Source organism: Acidovorax sp. SUPP950, assembly GCF_030158935.1.
Taxonomy (GTDB): Bacteria; Pseudomonadota; Gammaproteobacteria; order Burkholderiales; family Burkholderiaceae_C; genus Paracidovorax.
This window is the reverse complement of sequence record NZ_BQXE01000001.1, coordinates 1,713,959-1,733,871: the sequence shown is the minus strand read 5'-3', so window position 1 is coordinate 1,733,871 and position 19,913 is coordinate 1,713,959. Positions and strand designations below refer to the sequence as shown.

General features: G+C 71.3%; 13 protein-coding genes. 4 read left to right on the top strand and 9 right to left on the bottom strand.

Annotated features, from left to right (window positions below):
• Positions 1–241: 241 nt before the first annotated feature.
• The 7 genes from AVME950_RS08030 to kefC form a co-directional block, all read right to left on the bottom strand.
• Complete coding sequence (locus AVME950_RS08030; RefSeq protein WP_502869386.1) at positions 242–2,272, bottom strand: TonB-dependent siderophore receptor; 2,031 nt, start codon at positions 2,270–2,272, stop codon at positions 242–244.
• Between the two features lie 404 nt (positions 2,273–2,676).
• On the bottom strand, positions 2,677–4,824 hold the full coding sequence (locus AVME950_RS08025; RefSeq protein WP_284429370.1) for a YehQ family protein: 2,148 nt from the start codon (positions 4,822–4,824) through the stop codon (positions 2,677–2,679).
• Positions 4,821–5,948: a vWA domain-containing protein gene (locus AVME950_RS08020; protein WP_284405392.1), complete on the bottom strand. Its 1,128-nt coding sequence runs from the start codon at positions 5,946–5,948 to the stop codon at positions 4,821–4,823. Before AVME950_RS08020 ends, AVME950_RS08025 begins: the two co-directional genes overlap by 4 nt.
• Positions 5,945–8,425 carry a DUF5682 family protein gene (locus tag AVME950_RS08015; protein WP_284429369.1) on the bottom strand — a complete coding sequence of 827 codons (2,481 nt, stop codon included), beginning with the start codon at positions 8,423–8,425 and terminating at the stop codon, positions 5,945–5,947. Before AVME950_RS08015 ends, AVME950_RS08020 begins: the two co-directional genes overlap by 4 nt.
• On the bottom strand, positions 8,422–9,567 hold the full coding sequence (locus AVME950_RS08010) for an ATP-binding protein (RefSeq protein WP_284393350.1): 1,146 nt from the start codon (positions 9,565–9,567) through the stop codon (positions 8,422–8,424). The genes AVME950_RS08015 and AVME950_RS08010 overlap by 4 nt, the downstream gene beginning before the upstream one ends.
• Positions 9,568–9,619: 52 nt before the next feature.
• The gene (locus AVME950_RS08005; protein ID WP_284429368.1) at positions 9,620–13,804 is read right to left on the bottom strand and encodes a WGR and DUF4132 domain-containing protein; all 4,185 of its coding nucleotides are present in this window, start codon (positions 13,802–13,804) and stop codon (positions 9,620–9,622) included.
• 73 nt (positions 13,805–13,877) lie between these two features.
• On the bottom strand, positions 13,878–15,773 hold the full coding sequence (gene kefC, locus AVME950_RS08000; RefSeq protein WP_284429367.1) for a glutathione-regulated potassium-efflux system protein KefC: 1,896 nt from the start codon (positions 15,771–15,773) through the stop codon (positions 13,878–13,880).
• A 115-nt stretch (positions 15,774–15,888) separates the two neighbouring features.
• Between kefC and AVME950_RS07995 the strand changes: the two genes are divergently transcribed.
• The 3 genes from AVME950_RS07995 to AVME950_RS07985 all read left to right on the top strand — a co-directional run bounded on the left by AVME950_RS07995 (position 15,889) and on the right by AVME950_RS07985 (position 17,817).
• Complete coding sequence (locus AVME950_RS07995) at positions 15,889–16,527, top strand: LysE family transporter (RefSeq protein WP_284393355.1); 639 nt, start codon at positions 15,889–15,891, stop codon at positions 16,525–16,527.
• Between the two features lie 142 nt (positions 16,528–16,669).
• On the top strand, positions 16,670–17,287 hold the full coding sequence (locus AVME950_RS07990; RefSeq protein ID WP_284429366.1) for a nucleotide-binding protein: 618 nt from the start codon (positions 16,670–16,672) through the stop codon (positions 17,285–17,287).
• Between the two features lie 65 nt (positions 17,288–17,352).
• On the top strand, positions 17,353–17,817 hold the full coding sequence (locus tag AVME950_RS07985; protein ID WP_284393360.1) for a MaoC family dehydratase: 465 nt from the start codon (positions 17,353–17,355) through the stop codon (positions 17,815–17,817).
• Positions 17,818–17,916: 99 nt separating this feature from the next.
• Here the strand turns inward: AVME950_RS07985 and AVME950_RS07980 are convergent, their stop codons facing one another.
• On the bottom strand, positions 17,917–18,231 hold the full coding sequence (locus AVME950_RS07980; RefSeq protein WP_284405399.1) for a DUF4148 domain-containing protein: 315 nt from the start codon (positions 18,229–18,231) through the stop codon (positions 17,917–17,919).
• Between the two features lie 209 nt (positions 18,232–18,440).
• Here AVME950_RS07980 and AVME950_RS07975 point away from each other — a divergent pair, with 209 nt between their 5' ends.
• Positions 18,441–19,406 (top strand): LysR family transcriptional regulator, encoded by a 966-nt coding sequence (locus AVME950_RS07975; protein ID WP_284429365.1) that lies wholly within the window; start codon positions 18,441–18,443, stop codon positions 19,404–19,406.
• A 24-nt stretch (positions 19,407–19,430) separates the two neighbouring features.
• On the opposite strand, the gene trmL is transcribed toward AVME950_RS07975, so the two are convergent.
• A complete protein-coding gene (trmL, locus tag AVME950_RS07970; RefSeq protein ID WP_272565035.1) occupies positions 19,431–19,892 on the bottom strand; it encodes a tRNA (uridine(34)/cytosine(34)/5-carboxymethylaminomethyluridine(34)-2'-O)-methyltransferase TrmL in 462 nt (153 codons plus the stop codon).
• Between the last annotated feature and the right edge of the window lie 21 nt (positions 19,893–19,913).

The window sequence follows — 19,913 nt, the reverse complement described above, 5'->3', positions numbered from 1 at the left end:
CTTGGCCGGGGATCAGGGCAAGATAGTCAAAAAATTGCATAGATAGCCGATTAATGCAAAAAAATAAATATCTATGAATAAATGGAGACAAGCAACGATTGGCCCATAGCGATGCCGGCCCACGAATGGAGCGCGATCCGGCGGTTCGAGGGGCAAGGGCACGGGCAGGGCACGGCGCGGGCGGCGGCCAGTTCCCATGCGGGCGGCGGGCAACAACGCCCTTCCGCCGGTGTCCATGTCTTCAGAAGAAGTACGTCAGTCCCACGCTGAAGCTGCGCGGCAGGGCGGGCGACACCACGTTGGCGTTGATCGCGCCGTCGTAGTAGGCCTTGTCGAACACGTTCTTCACGCCCGCGGTGATGCGGTAGTTGGAGCCGGCATAGCCGATCGACAGGTCCGCCACGGTGTAGGCGGGCAGGGTGAAGGGGTACGAGCCGACCTGCTCGCTCACGTAACGGGCGCCGGCGCCCAGGGTGATCTGCGGCATCTGCGGCAGCTTGTAGGTGGCCCACAGGGCCAGCGTGTGGCGCGGCGTGAGGTTCAGCGGCAGGCCCACGATGGCGGCGTTGTTGTCGCGCGTGACCTTCGTGTCGGTATAGGTGTAGGCGCCCGTCAGCTTCAGGGTGCGCAGCAGTTCGGCGCCCACTTCCAGCTCCAGCCCGCGCGCGCGCTGCTCGCCGGTCTGCACGCTGAAGCCGGTGTTGGCCGGGTCGGCCGTGGTGACGTTGCGGCGCTTGAGGTCAAAGAGTGCCAGCGCCCCGGTGAGCCCGCCGCCGGGCGCCTCGTACTTCAGGCCCGCTTCCCATTGCTTGCCGGTCTCCGGCACGAAGGGCGAGCCGCCGAAGCTGGTTCCCGACACGGGCAGGAACGATTCGCCGTAGCTGGTGTAGGCGGCCCATCCGGGCGTGAACTCATACACCAGCCCGGCCGACAGGGTGGTGGCGGAATCCTTCTGGCGTGTCTGCCGGTTGGTCAGGCGGTCGTCGATCTGGTTGTCCGACCAGTCGCGGCGCAGCCCGACCAGGGCCGTCCATTGCGGGTTGAACTTGATCTGGTCCTGCGCGTACAGGCCCATCACGCTGAGCTTTTCAGGTGCGTTGCTGGTGTAGGCGGCCGGGCAGGTGGTGGCCGCGCCGTACACCGGATTGAACAGGTCGAGCGCGCCGATGGTGCAGCGCCGCTGGCCTTGCCAGCTGTGGCTGGTGCGTGCATCCAGCCCGGTCACCAGGCGGTGCTGCACGCCCAGGGCGGCAAACTGCGACAGCAGCGAGGTGTCGGTGGCCAGCATGTCGTCATCCAGGTACTGGCGCGTGGCCTGCCGGTTCTGCAGGCGCTGATTGGACTGCAGCGCCAGGTTGGAGACGAAGTTGCCGTTGCCCTTCTCCGATTCGTAGCGCACGTTCTGGCGCAGCGTCATCTGCGGCGAGAAGCGGTGCTCCAGCGCGTAGCCGACCGAGGTGCTTTCGATGTCGTAGCCGCCGAAGCTCGGATCGCCCGTGTACAGCGTGGTCCGCACGGGGCCGTTGCGGTTGGGCAGCACCGTGCCGTAGGGCGTGATGCCCTGCTGGCGCATCCAGTTGCTCTGGCTGTAGGTGGCGAACAGCACCAGATCGGTCCGCGCGCCCAGGTCCAGCGACAGCGAAGGCGCGATCCAGCGGTCGCGCCGGTAGATGAAGTCGGTCGGATCGTCGCTGTTCGAGACCTGGGCGTTGATGCGGAACGCCGCCTTGCCCGACTCGTTCAGCGGGCGGTTGATGTCGGCCTGCAAGGTGCGCTGGCCGAAGCTGCCCACCTCCACGCCCACTTCGCTCAAGGCATCGCGCTTGGGCCGCTTGCTGATGGCGTTGACGATGCCGCCGGGCTGCACCTGCCCGTACAGCACCGAGGCCGCGCCCTTGAGCACCTCGAAGCGCTCGTAGCCGTAGGGCGTGAGGCGCGTCCACATGCCGGGGCTTTGCACCAGGCCGTCGATGAGGATGGATTCGGTGGAGCGAAAGCCCCGGATGTTGATGTCGTCGAAGCCGCGCCGCCCGAAGTTGACCGGGCTCACGCCGGCCACGGTCTGCAGCGCCTGCTGCAGGTTGGCGATCTGGCGCGACTCCATCTGCTCGCGCGTGACGACGCTCACCGACTGCGGGGTTTCCAGCCGGCGCATGGGTGCCTTGCCGGCCGTCTGGGCTTCCACCGGGGCGAAGCCCACGTCCTTTTCCGTGCTGGCATTGATGCGCACTTCCTGCAGTTGCGGCGTCGCGTCCGCGCTGGCCTGGGCCATGGCGGCCTGCGACAGGCACAGCGCCAGCGGCGTGAGTGCGCAGCGGCACAGGGCGCGTGCGGGCGAGCGGGCCAGCGAAGGGCTCAGGGAAGGGCGCAGGAAAGGAGTGGCGTGGGCAGGCGAGTGCGCCGCGTCGGAACGGGTGTGGACCATGGAAATGCGGGAGAGGAGGGGCTAGAAAGAGGCCGCCGGCCAGCCGGAAGGCCACCGGACCAGGCGATGGAAAGAAACGGATCCATTTGATTAAGAATAATTATCATTCAAATTGATGTGAAACGGGCGAGTCGGACAGGGGCGCCGGCCATCGGCGGGCTTTCTTCAGGTTTGCAGCCGGCATGCGGCGTGCGTGCGCGTGACGCGCCTGCACCCGCTGGCAGGGGTGTCCGTGCGGTCTTGCGGCCGCCTCAGCCGCCCTGGGCCTGCAACAGCAGTGCCAGTGTGGAGAGCGCTGCCAGCAGCGGTCCGCGGTCGGCCGACCGCAGGTGCCCGCCCAGGCTTTCGAGGAGCGCGGCGCAGCGGTCCAGGCCGCCTTGCCGTAGCTGCCGGGCCTGAGACTGCGCGCGCGCATCCAGCCCGCCTGGCTGGTGGCGCAGGCCCTGGCGCAGCCACTGGGCCAGCGATTGCAGGGTTTCGTCGAGCAGGGCCTGCACGGGTGTGGGTGCATCGGCGCAGGTGCGCAGCGCCAGCGGCTGGGCGGCTGGCGGCTCGATCTGCGGCACCACGGCGCGCTGCTGGGTGAGCAGGGCCAGCGGCTGCATGACCGCCTCGCCGCCGCGCAGCGCCACCGGCCCGGCCACCGCGCGCAGCGGCCCCCATTCGCCCGCCAGCGCGCGGGCCAGCGCGTCCACGGCGCCCGGCGCGGCCGCACGGTGCGGCAGCGCAAGGTGCAGTGCAGGCCCGGCGTCCTCGTGCTGCGCGTCCACGATGCGCGCATGCAGTACCTGCTCGGCCGCATCCCACTCGCAGCCCTGCACCTGCATGCCGCCTTCGAGCGCCACCACATGCAGCGCGCCCGATGCCCCGCTGGCCGCGCCGGTGGCGGCCTGGCGCGGCTGCACGAAATCGGGAAGCGCGGCGCGCAGGCGCTCGCGCAGCGCTTGCACGCTGGCTTGGCGCAAGGGCGGGGCCAGCTCGTCCCAGGCCGCGGGCGAGAGCGGCATCACGCCGGTCTGGCGCGCCCCGGCGGTGATGTCGATGAGGCCGTTGGCGCGGCGCGTGGCGGTCTTGGTGATGACCTGCCCGGTCGCGATCTGCCGCAGCGGGAACCCCGCCACGCGCCGTCCGGCGAGGGCCTGCGCAGGGCCGCCGGCGCCTTCGCTGCGCGGCCATTGGCGTTCCAGCACCGTCACGGTCTGCGTGTCCGGATCGGCGAAAAGCACGTTGGCGCCTTCGGCCGCCGCGTCGGACCAGAGTGCGGCGCCCAGCGAGACGAGCTTGATGTGGTCCAGCGCGACCTCGCCCTTCACGCCCGCGCCCAGGATCTGGCTGGCATGCAGCGCGGGGCGTGCGGCCCCCGTCCTGTCCGCAGCGGCAGCCTCGGCGTGAACCGCGGCACGCGGGCGCGCCCACAGCTCGGCCGCCACGGCCAGCAGGCGCAGCGGGTCGTGCCGGCTGCTGCGGGCCTGCAGCGATTGCAGCAGCAGCCACAGCTCCGCGATGCCGTCGTCCACCCAGCGCCAGCCCAGGGCCTGCGACTGCGCGCGCAGCGCTTCGAAGCGCGCTGCCAGGGCCATCGTGGGCTGGGCCGATCCGTCGAGCCACAAAGACAGCAGCACCGCATCGAGCGCCCCGCGCAGGCGCAGCGCCTCGGGGGACTGCAGCTGCGCGGGTGCCGCCGCGGCGCCGCTGCCGCCATCGGTGCCGGCACCAGCCTGCCCGGGGCCCGCGCGCGGCGGCACTTCCACCATGGTTTCGTCGCCGCCCGCGGGCAGATCGCCCGCGGCGCGGAACGCCCACAGCGCCACCACGACATGCGCGCAGCCGCTGCCCTGCTGGCAGTCGCAGCGCGCATGCACGAGCGAGCTGCGCGAGAAGAACCGCACGGTGCACATCGGCAACCGGGCCGTGGGCGGCGAGGCGTGGCCCTGCCATGGCTGCACCGCCACCACGGGGCGCGAGGCCGCCAGCCGCGCGGCCTGCTCCAGCACCGAGGGCGCCACGCTGGCCGACACCGCCGCGTCGTCGAAATGCGCGGGGCTCCAGGCGCCCCCCGGTTCCGTGGGCGGCGCTGCGGCCGTGGACGCATCGACCGCAGGGGCGCTCGCCGTGCCGTGCCGTTGTTGATAGGCCAGCACCAGCATCACGCGGTGGCGGCACATGCCGCTCGCGGCGCAGGAGCATGCGGCATCGCGCAGCGTGCGGCCCGGCGGCAGGCGCGTGCGCGCGCCGTCGTCGAATTCCGCGCGCACGGTGCCGTCGGGTTCGGTCTCCAGCCGCGGCAGCACATTGGCCGCCACGTCCTTCTGCGCGCGCTTGACGAAGCCCGCGTTGGCCAGCGCCGTCAGCGCCTCCGGGGTGAGTTCGAGCAGGTCGGCCCGCAGCGGCGCGTTCATGCCTGCACCTTCTCGGCCAGCCAGCCCGCGAGCTGGCCCGGGGTCATGGCGCCGACCTGCGCGCCTTCCTTCACGAGGCGCGCGGCCATCTCGCGGTCGTAGGCGGGCTCGGCCTGCGCGTCGAGCGCGGCCAGGCCCAGCACCTTCGCGCCCGCGCCGGTCAGCGCCTTCACGCGGCGCACGAGTTCTCCGGGGTCGCCGCCCTCGTAGAAATCGCTCACCAGCACGACGATGGTGCGGACCGGGTTGGCGACAAGCGATTGCGCATAGGCCACGGCCCGGGCGATGTCGGTGCCGCCGCCCAGCTGCACTTTCATGAGCAGCTCCACCGGGTCGGACACATCGGCCGTGAGGTCCACCACCTGGGTGTCGAAGGCCACCAGCCGCGTGCGCATGCCCGGCAGCTGCCAAAGGCAGGCGGCCATCACCGCGCTGTGGATGACGGAGTCCACCATCGACCCGCTCTGGTCGATGAGCAGCACGATGTCCCACGGCTCGGCATGCCGCCGCGTGCGGCTGATGAAAATGGGCCGCTCCACGTAGAGCTTGCCGCGCGCCGCGTCCCAGCGCCGCAGGTTGGCCTGCAGGGTGCGCCGGAAGTCGAAGTTGCGCGCCACTTTCATGCGCGAGAGGCGGCGCCGGTCGCGGCTGCCGCTGAACGCCTGGCGCACTTCGGTGGCGAGCTTTTCCATGATGCGCCGCACCACCTCGGCCACGAGCCGGCGGGCGGCGGCCAGCACCTGCGGGTTCATGAGGTGCTTGGTGTGCAGCACCGCGCGCAGCAGCGATTCGGACGGCTCGATGCGTTCCAGCACCTCCAGGTTGGTCACCACTTCGTCGATGCCGTAGCGCTCCACCGCATCGCGTTCCAGCCGCTCGATCACTTCCTTGGGAAAGAGCGTGTGGATGGTGTTGATCCAGTCCGGCGTGCTGAGCGCCGAGGGCCCCAGGCCCGCGCTGCGCTCGCCGCGCTCGGCGCGATCGCTGTCGCGGCCGTAGAGCCATTCGAGCGCCGCATCGGCCGCCTGCGCGGCATCGCCGAGCGCGCCGCACGCGGGTTCCGCCGGTTCGCCGAGCAACAGGCGCCAGCGCTGCAGGGGGTCAGGGATGGTCAGCGGTGTCATGCAGGGGCTCCTGTGCCGGCGTCGATGCCCCACGCGGCCAACCGCGCCGCGGCCGCGGCTTCGCCGGCGCGGGCACGGGCCAGTGCTTCGGGGGGCAGGGCGCCCGGGGTCGCGGCCGTGAGGGTGCGGCGCGGCAGGTGCTGCGCGCCGTGCAGCGACAGCACCTGCCCGGCGAGTTGGCCCCGCTCGCGCGGTGGCAGCCAGGCGAAGGCGGCCCGCAGCGCCGGCAGGGCCTGCACGAAGTCTTCGTCGTCCAGCGCCCGGATGCGGCGGTCCATGCCGGCGGCGAAGGCCGGTTCGGTGGCGAGCGCCTCGCGCGCCAGCGCCAAAAGGCCGGCGAGGGCGTCGCCCAGCGTGGCGGCGGTCATGGCGGCGAGCAGGTCCATGGCTTCCTGCACGCCGGCCTCGGGGGTGGCGGCACCGTCGCCCTGCGCGCCACCGCCCAGGCGGCCCGACAGCGCCAGCACCGCGCCCAGCGCCGCGCCGCGGCTGACCGGTGCGGCCTGCGGGTCGGCCGCCTTGCGCTGCCATACAGCGAGGGCGCGCGCGGGTTCCAGCGCGAGCGGATGGGGCGTGCCGTCTTCCAGGTCGGCCAGTGTGTCGGCGACGATGCGCTGCAGCGCGCGGTGGCCCTGCAGATGGTCTTCGGTGTCGGCGGTGGCCACCGCGGCGGGAGCTTCGAGCAGCCAGAGCGCGCGGTCGAAGCCGGCCTCCACCGCGATGCGCAGCACGGGTGCGCCGGCCATGCCGAGCATCTGGCCGTGGCGCAGCAGCGTGTGCAGCAGCCCCAGCGCGGGGGCCAGCGCCTCGAAACGCGGCTCCTGCGCGATGGCTTCGCCGATGTCCCGCAGCAGCCCGTCGCTCAGGTCCGCAAGGCCGGCCCAGGCCGCGCTGTTCAGGCCTTCGGCCAGCGGCGCGATGCGCCCGCGTGCCTGGCGCAGGCGGTCTTCCAGGCGCGCCCGCGCGGCGTCTTCCAGCGTGGCGCCCCAGGCGCCCGCCTCGATGAGCGCGGCCTGCTGCTCCAGCGGTTCGCTGAGGCTCCAGGCCTCGCCGCGTTCGCCCGACAGCGCCATCGCCGGGCCGCGCGTGCGCACCACGCCCGGCAACTGCAGCAACGCCAGCCGGTGCAGCACGCGGCTGCGGGCGCGGTCGCCTTCCTGCAGCAGGTCGAGCGTGACGGTGCCGCGCAGCGGCAGGCCCTGCGCGGCCAGCTCGGCCCGCACGGCCGCGACCAGCGGCGGCTGCGGCGTGCCCGGTGCGAGGCGGCCCGCCGTGTCGCCGGCCAGCACGTCCATCGCCTGCACCAGCACCGGGGCGGTGCCGGCACGCAGCGGGCCGCGGTAGGTCCAGGGCAGGGGGGCGTCGAGCGCCTCCTTCACCAAGGCGCCCGCCAGGGCGTCGAGCCAGTCCGAGCGCAAGGGCTGGCGGTGCCCCCGCAGCCGCGCCAGCCCCAGCGCGCGCGCATGCACGGCCATCAGGTCGGCGGTGGAGGCGCTCAGCTGGCGCTCGCGCAGGCGCTGCACCACGCCGCGCAGCAACTCGCGGGCCGCGCCCTCGGCCCCGTGCTCCCAGAGCCACTGGTAGTACTGCGGCGACGGCATGCCCGACGCATAGCCCGCGAAGGCATCGAGCCGCCGGAAGGTGTAGGGCACGATGTAAGAGCCAAATCGTGCCGATGCCTTAGTGGTAATTGGGTGGTTTGCTATATTTTTGATAGTTTCTTCGGGGTCTTCCGCAGGCTGCGGCGTTTCCGGCTCGCCGGTGGGCATCCCGCGCCAGAGCCGCGCGAGCGCGGGTGCGTGGTAGCCGCCGCACACCACCAGCACGGCGCCGCGGTCCTGCGCCATGGCCCAGGCGATCCAGCGCGCCATCATCTGTTCGCGCGCCTGGTTGCCGAGCGAGCCCGCCTCCCCCTCGCCGCGCAGGTGGCCGAAGTACGTGGACAGGCGCAGCGCCAGGCCATCGCTGGCCTCCCAGCCGGCCTGCGCATTCTCCGGCCCTGCGTCTTCGAAGAGGTGGTCCCAGAGCGCGTCGCGGCCCTGCACCGCGAGCTGGTCCGCCAGCGCGCGCTCGTAGGCCTCGGCCCGCGCCTGGTGCTCGGCATCGGCCGCATCGGCGTAGCGGTTCTCGAGATGGGCGAACGCGTCGTGCCAGGCGGGCAGGTCGATGAAGCGCACCTGCGCGCCGGCTTCCCGCCCGGCCTGCAGCGCCTGCCATTCGGGCGAGTGATCGGCGAAGGGCGTCCACGATCCGCGGTGCGTACCGCCGCGCGCCAGGTAGCTGTAGATCGCCACGGGCAGGCGGTGCGGCAGGTAGAGCTCGTCCAGCCGGTCGTTGAAATCCGCGGGCCCCTCGATCAGCACGAACGCGGGCCGCAGCGCCCGGATGCGCGCCGCCACCAGCCGCGCACAGGCGGGGCTGTGGTGGCGCACGCCGAGGATGACGGGGTCGGCGGGCGGCGCCGTGCCGGCCTTCACGGCAGCCGGTGGCGCGCTTCGTAGTACGCGCGCCAGTGCCCGCCCGTGCGCTTGGCGGCCTTTTGCTCGAAATAGCGGCGCAGCTTGGCGCGGTCGTCGGCGTTGTCCTTGACGATGGTGCCGGCGATGCAGTCCACCAGGTCGGCGGGCGAGCCCTCGCGCCGCTCCAGGAACCAGGCGCGCACGCCCACCGCGTGGGCCACGTTCACGGCCTCGGCGGTGGACATCACCGCGCTCAGGCGGTCCATGGCCGCATCGGGCGGCGCGCCGCGCTGGCCGTCGGCCGGTGCACCGCGCAGGTCTCGGAAGGTGGACACGAGCAGCTCCAGCACCGGCGCCGGCACGGCGTGCGGGATGCCGCTTTGCGCGAGCAGCCGCGCGCTGGCGTCCTGCACGAGCGACAGCTCCCGGTCGAAGTCGAGGATCGGGAAGACGGTCTCGAAGTCGAAGCGGCGCTTGAGCGCGGCACTCATCTCGTTCACGCCGCGGTCCCGCGTGTTGGCCGTGGCGATGATGTTGAAGCCCTCGCGGGCGTAGAGCATGGCGTGTTCGCCCGCCAGCTCGGGCACCGCCATCACGCGGTCGGAGAGCATGCCCAGCAGGCAGTCCTGCACCTCCAGCGGCGCGCGCGTGATCTCCTCGAACCGCACGATGCGGCCCTGCTGCATGCCCTGGTAGAGCGGTGCGGGCACGAGCGCGCGCGGGCTGGGGCCTTCGTTGATGAGCAGGGCGTAGTTCCAGCCGTACTTGATCTGGTCCTCGGTGGTCGAGGCGCCGCCCTGGATGGTCAGCGTGGAGACGCCCGAGACGGCCGCGGCGAGCAGCTCCGACAGCAGCGACTTGGCCGTGCCGGGCTCGCCCACGAGCATCAGCCCGCGGCCGGTGGCCAGCGTGACCAGCATGCGTTCGATGCTTGCCACGGGCGCGACGATCTTGGGGGCGATGCCCAGCGCCGCATCGCCCAGGATGAAGGCCCGTGCGGCGCGCAGGCCCAGCGACCAGCCGGGCGGGCGCGGGTCCGTGTCCTGTGCGCGCAGGCGCTCCAGCTCCGCGGCATGGAGGATTTCGGAAGGCGGCCGCTGCAGCGGGACACCCGCGGTTGCGGCTTCGCCGGGAGGTGGTGTTTTGCGGGAGATGGCCATGGTGCGGTCGGTCAGGGATGGAAAAGGCAGGGGGTAGCCATGCGATGGCCGGTCAGGCGCGAAGCCCCTCCAGGTCGCGGATCAGCTCGCTGGCGGAGATGGCGTCCAGACGGCCGATGGGCTCGGCATTCTGCAACTCGCCCCACGCGGAAGGCTTGCCCACCTGCACCTCGCCCAGTTCCTGCTCGGGGTACTCGTCCACCATGCCCACGATGATGCCGGGGTCCAGGTGCAACTCGATCACATGGGCGGCCCCCAGCGGCTTGGTGAAGTACCAGATGCCGCCGCCGTCCTGCGCCTGTCCGCGGCGCCAGCCCTTGTTGACCAGGCCCAGCACGCGGCCCGTGGGCACCTTGGCCTTGGTCCAGCGCGATAGCTTGATGTCCGCCTTCTCCGCCTCGGTCAGCGTGTAGGTGTCGCGGCCGATCTGCGGGAACGGCTGCAGCAGCTCGTAGTCCGCGAAGATCTGGCCGAAGGCCGCGGCGTCCTCGGGCGACAGTTCCAGCGCATGCGGAACGCCGATGCGCACCTGCGCGCCCTCCGGGATATCGAACGGGTCGTCCTCGGCCGTGGTGGTGCTGCCGTCTTCCGCCACGCGAAAGCAGGCCGCGAGCCGGCCGCCGTAGCTGCCGCCATCTGGCACCTCGTACACGCCCCAGACCAGGCGCTGAACGATGTGGCGCACGAGCGGGTGGCCGGCGAGGAAGGTGCGGAACACCTCCGGCGTCCAGCGCCGGCGCGCGCACATGGCCACCTCCAGGCGCAGCAACTGCTGGCTGGCGATGGTACGCGCGTCCTTCTTGAGCAGCTTGAAGCGCTCCACGGCCTGTGCCGAGAGGTCGGGGTCGTCGGTCTTCTTCGGCTTGGGCAGGTCCGGCAGGCGCGCGCCGTCGCTGCCGTCCACCGAGACCTCGCGCACATAGGGTTTGAGCGTCTCGTCGAAGCCCACTTTGAACGCCCTCGGACCGAAGTCGAGCCGCAGCGTGCCCTGCGCATCCAGGCCCAGGTCGGGCGCGAGGCGGTCCTCCAGTTCCTCGGGGCTCAGGCCCCGCGCCTCGGCGATGGCGGCGATCTTCTCGCGGGCCTTGTCCTGCAGGCCCTTGAACTTGATCTTCTGTGCGATGCCGTTGAGCAGCATCAGCGCGACGTCGGTGCCGATCTGCGCGAGCACGTCCAGCCCCGTGACGGCGCGCGCATGGGCCGACTCGCCGGGCCAGGCGCGGATGAAGGGCGTGAGCCGGCGGGCCGTGTCGTCGGTGCCCAGCAGGCCCAGCGCGGTCAGCGCCCAGCCGTCCTTCGACGGGCCGCCCGCTTCGAGCCAGGCGCCGAACGCATCCCATGCGAAATCGGCCAGCGAATCGGGCGTGCAGGCCTCGCGCACCATGGCGATGCCGGCATACACCTCTTCGCTCGTGGGGAAGGTCAGCATCTGGCCAAGCGCGTCGAGCGCTTCGTCGGGCAGCGCCTTGCCGCGGCCCGGGCCGTCCTTCAGCACCGGGCGGCGCCATCCGCGCGGCTGCCAGAACTCGGGCAATTTGGCGCGCTTGGTCGGGAAGCGGTCCAGCGGGCTTTCGTCGAGCACGGTGCGCAGCGCCTGCAGGACCGCATCGTCACCGTAGCGGCCGGCCACTTCCACCAGGAGGGCCCCGTGGCCTTGCGCATGCAGCAGCCGCAGGGCGGCGCCCGCGCAGTCGCGCGCCTCGCCCGCTTTGCCCAGGGCCGGCGCGATGAGCGCACAGGCCGCGTGCTCGGGGTATTTCAGCAGCCAGGCGCGGCCGGTGTCGCGCGCGGTCTTGAGCTTGGCGAACGCGCGCGCGGCCGTGGGGGCGATCTCCACGGCACCGTAGTGCATCGCCCAGGCCAGGTTCTCGGCCGGCTTCGCGCGCACCATGGCGGTGAGCGCCGGCAGCGCGGGCAGGCCCAGCTTGGCGATGGCATGGCCCACGCCGTAGCCCTCGGCCTCGCCCGCCACGGCATTCCAGAACGGCACGGCAAGCGCTGGAGGCAGCGTGGCCGCGGCCACGCAGTCGAAGGAATACCAGTAGTAGCGCTCGCGCTTGCGCTCGGCCAGCATGGCGCGCCATGCCGCGATGAGCGCGTCGGCGTTTCCCGCCCGGATGGCGCGCGCGGCGTCCTCGGCCAGGGGGGCGAGCTGCTTTTTCCTGTTCGTGTCGAAGCCCAGCAGATCCACCATCTCCAGCACGTCCTGCGCCGCTTTCGCAAAGCGGTTGAGATGCCACGAGTTGAGACGCTGCGCCTCTTCGCGTTCGCCCGGCGCCCATTCCTCGACGGGGGCCAGCGGCAGCGGCTCCAGCGCCAGCGCCGCCGCGGTCTTGCGCGCGGTCTTCGCAAGCCAGGGCGGATCGGCGAGCACGGCCGGCAATTCTTCGCGGGCGGCCACCTCGGCCGGGCCGGTGAGGAGGGCCAGCTGCCGGTCCACGGCGGCCTGCGCGGCGGCATCCAGCCAGGGGCGCAGCAGCGGCACGCTCTGACCGTGCGCACGCAGCAGGCGCGAGAGCATGGGCGTGAGCAGGCCCGCGTCCTTTCCGTCCGAGGCCACCAGCCGCGAGAGGGCCGCGATCGCCGCGAGCGGCCAGCGGTCCGCCGCCAGGGACAGGCGCGCCAGCGCGCCCTTGGAGCTGCTGGCGGCCTTGGCCAGCGCATGCACGGCCTCGGGGGTGCCGAGGGTGGCGAGCGCTTCCCCGGCGGCCTCCTCGGCGGCCCCGCGTTCCAGCACCGCCACCGCGCCGGTGCCGCGTTCGCGCACGGCCGTCGCCACCATGCGCCGGTTGCCCCAGAAGCCCTCGGAGTAGCCCAGCCGCGTCTTCGCGGCCAGCGCAATCGCGGCGGGGTCGGTGGCCGTGAGCATCAGCCAGTGCAGGGTGTCGGGCACCTCCTTCTCGGCGGCGAGCCGGTGCGCCAAGGCGTCGGAAACGGCCGGCCGGTCGGGCAGCAGCAGCGCCATCGCCGGCTGCCGGCTCGGGTGCAGGGAGGGCAGGTCGGCCTCGATGCGGTCCGCACAGGCTTCCCACTCGGCCTGTGGCGCGGCCGCGAGATGGCGGCGGAAGGCTTCCTCGCCCTGGCCCAACGGCCCGCGCCATCCGTTGCTCATCGCGCGGGTCACGGTGGTGGACAGGTGCGCGCGGCGCTTCTTGGTGGTCGAGTCGTAATCGTTGGTCGTCTCCAGGCGCTGCGATGCCATGAGGATGTCGACGGCCCCCGGCAGTCCGTACTGCGCCACGAGGTAGTCCACGATGGCGGCGGCCGGTTCGTTCTCGCCGTAGTAGCCCGAACTGGCCAGGGCCAGCGCGAGCAGTACGGTATCGGCCTCTGCGTCGGCCTCGGCCGTGTGCCGGTCGAGGCGGTCGATGGTCCGCTGCAGCGGATCGCGCAGGGGCGCATCGGTGGCTGGCAGGTTGAAATGGAAATCGCAGTGGCTGCGCACGCGCTGCCATGCCTGGGGCAGTGCAGCGGCTTTCGCTTCCTGGGGGAAACGGCGCGAGGCATAGGCCTCGCGCTCCATCTGGGACGGCAGGCGCACGGGGTCGCCCTGGGCCAGCCAGGGCGGCACCGCGCCGGGCCCGCCGTCACCGGCCGGGGCATCGGTGGGCGCTGCGGCCGGGGGGGGTGTCTCGGCCCCAGCGGCCGCTTCGGCGAGCAGGGCCTGGGCGAGGGCGGTCGCGCGCTTGCCGACCTGCGCGGTCGTGCCCCAGCCCGTCAGCAGGCCTTCGGATTTCAGGCGCTCGAACGCCATCGAGGCACCCTGGTCGCTCACGCCGTGCTGGCGCTTGAGCACCGCGGCCGAGAACACTTCGTCCACCTTCACCGCACCTTCGGCCAATTGCGTGCAGAAGGCGGTGAAGACGCGATCGCACTGCGCATCCAGGCTTTCCGCCGGGGCGGGAGCCGGTGCAGAAGCGCTGGCGGTGGCGGAGCGCTCGGCACCATCCGCGGCCGCCTGCCTGGAAGCGGCCTGGGGTGCGGGCGCCTTGGCGGGCGCTGGCGAGGCACCGATGGCGGCGCCCGGTGCCACGCCGACTTCGCTGTAGCCCTTGTTCGTTTTCTCGGTGACCAGCTTGGTCAGCGCCGCCGAGGCCTTCGCGGCGTCGGCGAACGATTTGGTCTGGCTCTGGCCGGCCGTGCCGATGCGGCCCCACCGGATGTTGAGGTCGGAGCCGGAGGGCTCGATCTCCCAGAATTTGCTGGAGTTTCCTTCGATCAGTTCGAAACGGCGCATGGGGTCGGGTGTCCTTTCGCAAACGGGTCTTGGGGGATGGCCGGCGGCCGCGCGCGCAGCCGGTCGAAAAGGGTCAGGCGCTGCCCGGCGGCAGGCCGGTGCGCTGCGCGGGCGGGGCATGGCCTGCGGCGTCCGCAGGGGGGCCCGCATCCGCCGCGGCGGATGCGGCTTCCTGCCGCTCCTTGGCCATCTGTTCCACCAGTTGCTGGCGGCCTTGCCGCGCCACGGCGATGAACTTCTCCTGGTTCTTGTGGTGCGGGTACATGCGGTTGGCCAGGTCGATGTTGTGTTCGCGGAACCGGTCCGCCACGCGCTGGGCCTCTTGCGCCGGCAGGCCCATGAGTTCCAGTACCGTGCGGGCGGTCTTCAGGCTGGACTCGAACAGCTCGCGCTCGACGTGCTCCACGCCCAGATCGCGCAGCGCGTTCCAATGGCTCATGTTGCGGGCGCGGGCCACGATTTTCAGCTGCGGAAAGTGAGCGCGCGCCAGTGCGGCGATCTTGACGGACTGGCCCGTGTCGTCCACCGCGATGACCAGGATGCGGGCCTGCGCGGCCCCTGCGATGCGCAGGAGCTCCAGCCGCGTGGCGTCGCCGTAGAACACGCGGTAGCCGAAGGTGTGGGCCACCTCGAGCATCTCCACGCTGTGGTCCAGCACGGTGGTCGGCACGGCTTGCAGCAGCATGGTGCGCGCGACGATCTGCCCGTAGCGCCCGAAGCCCGCGATGATGACCGGCGCCTCCTGCGGCTCGGAGATCTCGGCCGCGGCCGGCACATCGGTCTTGAGCCGCGCATAGCGGCGCAGCAGCACGCGGTCCAGCAGCACCAGCAGCAGCGGCGACAGCAGCATCGACAGCGCCACGGCGCCGATCAGCAGCGACGCGGTTTCGGCCGGCAGCGCGCCCGCCGTCGATGCCGCCTGGAACACGACGAACGCGAACTCGCCGCCCTGCGCCAGCAGCAGTGTCATCACGGGCCGCTCCTGGTACGGCGTGCCGGTCACGCGCGCCAACGCGTAGATCACCACGCCCTTGATGACCAGAAAGCCGAGCAGCACCAGGGCCATCAACCCGGGCGAGCGCATCAGCACGCCGAAGTCGATGGACATGCCCACGGCCATGAAAAAGAGCCCCAGCAGCAGGCCCTTGAAGGGCTCGATATCGGCCTCCAGCTCGCGCCGGTATTCGCTGTCGGCCAGCAGCACGCCGGCGAGGAAGGCGCCCAGCGCCATCGACAGGCCCACGATGACCATCAGCCAGGCGATGCCCACCACCAGCAGCAGCGAGGCGGCGGTGAAGATCTCCGGCGTCCTGCTCTTGGCGATCCAGCGCAGCACCGGGCGCAGCAGCAGCCGCCCGCCCAGGACGATGCCGCCCACCACGCCCACGATCTTGGCCGCTTCCAGCAGCAGGTCGGGCGTGGCGTGGGGTGCGGCCTCGGCCGCGGCGGCAGCGCCCAGCAGCGGCAGCAGCGCCAGGATGGGAATGGCCGCCACGTCCTGGAACAGCAGGATCGAGAACGCCTTCTGCCCGCTGTCGGTGCGCATCAGGTTGCGCTCGCCCAGCGACTGCAGCGCGATGGCCGTGGACGACAGCGCCAGTCCCAGCGCGCCCACCAGCCCCACGCGCCACGGCAGGCCGCAGGCCCACGCCGCCAGCCACAGCAGCGCCGCGCACCCCAGCACCTGCGCGCTGCCCAGCCCGAAGATCGGGCGCCGCAGGCTCCACAGCCGGCTGGGCTGCAGCTCCAGGCCGACGAGGAACAGCATCAGCACCACGCCGAACTCGGCGAAATGCAGGATGTCCTGCACGTTGCTCACCAGGCCCAGGCCCCAGGGGCCGATGGCGATGCCGGCCGCCAGGTAGCCGATGATCGCCCCCAGCCCCAGCGCCCGCGCGATGGGCACGGCGAGCACGGCCGCGCCCAGGTAGAGGAAGCCGTAGGTGAGCCAGGTGGGTGCGTGGGCCATGGAGAAAGAAGGGGGTGGAGAGAGAGGCGGTGAAAGGGACCTCGGCAATTTTGCATCGGTAAGATCGGCGGCTCCCGATCCTTTCATCTTCTTTCCTTTCTTTTCCGGCGGACCCATGGACCTGCACACCTGGCTGGCATTTTTGGCGGCGGCTTGCCTCATCGCGATCTCGCCGGGCTCCGGCGCCGTGCTGTCCATGAGCCACGGCCTCACCTACGGCGTGCGAAAGACGGGCGCCACCATCCTGGGGCTGCAACTGGGGCTGCTGCTGATCCTGGTGATCGCCGGGGCGGGCGTGGGCTCGCTGCTGCTGGCCTCGGAGACGGCGTTCAGCGCGGTGAAGATCCTGGGCGCGTGCTACCTCATCTACATCGGCATCGCCCAATGGCGCTCGGGCGATGCGTCGTCCCTGCCGGGTGGGGAGGCCGCGCCGGCCGGCCCGTGGCAAAAGCGCTGCCTCACCGGCTTTCTGACCAACGCCACCAACCCCAAGGGCATCATCTTCATGGTGGCCGTGCTGCCCCAGTTCATGACCGACACGCGCCCGCTGTGGACGCAACTGCTCGCCATGGCGGCCACGATGGTGGCGGTGGACATGGCCGTCATGCACGGCTATGCCGCGGGCGCCAGCGCGCTGCGCCGGCTGCTGCGCAACGCCCGCGCGGTGCGTGCGCAGAACCGCGTGTTCGGCGGCCTGCTGATGGCCGTGGGCACGGGGCTCTTCTTCGTCAAGCGCGGGGCCCAGCACGGTTGAATCCATTTGCTATTAAAAATATAGCAATATGCCCTAGTGGAATATGCGCTGAAGGGGTTTTTGACGCATACTCCCCAGCCCGGCCCCGGGCGGCGCTACCATCGCCCCCGCCAACCCAACTTTTGACACCCAGGAGGCGTGCATGCCAGTGATCGCAGTGGCCAATCCCAAGGGCGGCGTGGGCAAATCCACGCTCGCCACCAACATCGCCGGCTATTTCGCCAGCCAGGGCCACGCCGTGGTGCTGGGCGACGCCGACCCGCAGCAGTCGTCCCGGCTGTGGCGCGGGCTGCGGTCCCCGGCCGTTCGGCCCATCGGCGACTGGCCCGTGCAGCCCGACGCCATCGGCCGCCCGCCCAAGGAGGCCACCCACGCGGTGCTGGACACGCCCGCGGGCCTGCACGGCGCGCAGCTCAAGTCGGTGCTCCAGCTGGCCGACAAAGTGATCGTGCCGCTGCAGGCCAGCGTGTTCGACATCTTCGCCATCCGCGGCTTCCTGGACGAGCTGGCCCAAAGCCGCCATGCGGCGAACGTGCAGATCGGCATCGTCGGCATGCGGGTCGATGCCCGCACCATCGCGGCCGACAAGCTGGGCGAGTTCGTCGAAAGCCTGGGCCTGCCGGTGCTGGGCCGGCTGCGCGACACGCAGAACTACATCCATCTGGCCGCGCAGGGCCTGTCGGTCTTCGACGTCTCGGCCAGCCGCGTGGAGCGCGACCTGGAGCAGTGGCAGGGCATCTGCGACTGGCTCGATCAGTAGGCCGGCGCGCGCGGCTGTCGCGTGCCCGACAACGCGCACGGCCCGCCCCGGCCTAAAGTGCGCGCATGAAAACCTTCCAGACGTATTCCGAAGTGGCCGCCTGCGTGGGCAGCGAGGTGGCGGTGACCGACTGGATCACCATCACCCAGGCGCAGATCGACCAGTTCGCCGAGGCCACGGGCGACCACCAGTGGATCCATGTCGATCCCGAGCGCGCGGCCCAGGGCCCGTTCGGCGCGCCGATCGCCCACGGGTTTCTCACGCTGTCGCTGATTCCGCGGTTCTTCGAATCGGCGTTCGCCATCGCCGGCGCGCGGATGGGCGTGAACTACGGGCTCAACCGCGTGCGCTTCACCTCGCCCGTGCCCGTGGGCAGCCGCCTGCGCGCGCGGCTCACGCTGCAGGCCTGCGAGCCCGCCGCGCCGGACGGCATCCAGATGACCTGGCTGGTCACCATCGAGCGCGAAGGGTCCGACAAGCCCGCGTGCGTGGCCGAGTCCCTGGCGCGCAATTACGGCGCCGCGCCCTGAAGGCGCCCCATGAAAAAGGCCCGCAGGGGCGAACCTGCGGGCCTTTTTTGGGGGAGGAGCTGGGCCGGCCGCAACCGGCCGGGCCGCCGTGCGATCAGATCAGTGGTCGCCGCTGACCGTGTTGCGCGACTTCGCGGCCGCCACGGTTTGCGCCTGCACTTCCTTGCGGGTGACGACCGTGGCGTTGCCGGAAACGGCCAGAGGCGCGGGCACGTCGTACCAGTCGCCGGCGCGGGGCAGGGTGCCGTTCTGGCGGGCGGCCACCAGGTCGGCCACGACGGCTTCACGGGTCAGTGCGCTGGAGGCGGCGACAGGGGCGGGATAGTCGGAGCCGTCGCCTTCCACCCCGGCGTGGGCGGCGAAGGCGCTCAGGGCGATGGCGGCAGCGGTGGCGAGAGTGCGGTAGTTGTTCATGATGGTGTCCTTCATTGGTTGGTGTTTCCGGGCAAGGCTGGTCTTGTTGGGGGCCGGTCTTGTCCTGCCTCGGTGGGTCCGCCTTCAGGCTTTCTCATCGATGGGTTGAACTGTACGCAGGGTTAACCCTTTGAAAAACAGCACTCTTGGCAATGAATAATTAACGAAATTGAAATAATCGCGGCCCTTGAAACGCCGTCATTCCTGCAATGGATAGATTGCTGACGATGCGCGTGTTCCAGTCGGTGGTGGACGAAGGCGGCTTCGCCGCGGCCGCGCGCGCGATGGACCTGTCGGCCGCGGCGGTCACCCGGCTGGTTGCCGACCTGGAGAGCCACATCGGCACCCGGCTGCTGCAGCGGACCACGCGCCGGGTCTCGCTCACCGATGCCGGCGAGGCCTACCTGGCCCGCGTGCGCACCATCCTGGCCGACGTGGAGGAAGCCTTCGCCGCGGCCCAGGCCCACACCTCGGAGATCGCTGGCGTGCTGCGGCTGCACGCGCCGCCGGTGCTCGCGGTCCACATTCTCGCGCCGCTGGTGGAGGGCTTTCACCGGGCGCATCCCCGGGTGGTGCTGGACATCCATGTGGACTCCTCGCTGGAGCCGCCCATCGGCGATTTCGACATCACGCTGCTGAGCGACGACGCGGTCTTCGGCGCCAACGTGATCACCCGGCCCATCGTGCGGTCCGACAGCGTGGTGTGCGCCTCGCCCGCCTACCTGCGGGACCACGGCATGCCGCAGGTGCCGCAGGACCTGGCCCGGCACCAGTGCCTGCTGCGCCGGCGCAGCGACACCAAACCCGGGGTGATGCGCCTGTTCGATCCCCTGCTGGGCCACCGGGCCATCGACATCGAGGTGCAGCCGGTCTGCGTGACCAACCACATCGAGACCCTGCTGCGTGCTGCGCTGGATGGCGCGGGGCTGACCTCGCTACCAGTCGATCTGGCCGCACCCTACCTGCGAAGCGGGCAACTGGTGCGGGTGCTGGCGCCCTGGACGGCGGGGCGCTTCACGCTGTACGCGGCCTTTCCGAGCCGCAAGTTCATGCCCGCACGCACGCGGGCCTTCCTGGATTTTCTGAGCGCCCGCACGCGCAAGTCCGTGGAGGAGGCGCTGCAGGCCCCTGGCGTCCTGGACCAGGACGCGGCGGCGCTCGCGCCGCAGGCCTGAAGGCCGGGCCTGGGCCTCAACGCGTCAAAGGAAGCTGTTTTGCCGCCAGGCTTCGTACACCGTGACCGCCACGGCGTTCGACAGGTTCAGGCTACGCTGCCCCGGCACCATGGGCAGCCGCAGCTGCTGGGCAGGCGGGAACGATTCGCGCAGCTCGGGCGGCAGGCCGCGCGTCTCGGCGCCGAACACCAGCCAGTCGCCGGCGCGGAAGCTGGTCTCATACACCGTGAGCGTGGCGTGCGTGGTCATGGCGAACATGCGGGTGGCGTCCGGCTCGGCATCGCGCAGGAAGGCGGTCCATCCCGCGTGGCGCTGCACCTCGGTGTACTCGTGGTAGTCGAGGCCCGCGCGCTTCATCAGGCGGTCTTCCATGGAAAAACCCAAGGGTTCGATCAGGTGCAGCCGGCACGCGGTGTTGGCGGCCAGCCGGATCACGTTGCCCGTGTTGGGCGGGATCTCGGGTTCGACAAGAACGATATGAAACATGGCGTCTATTGTCGGCATCTG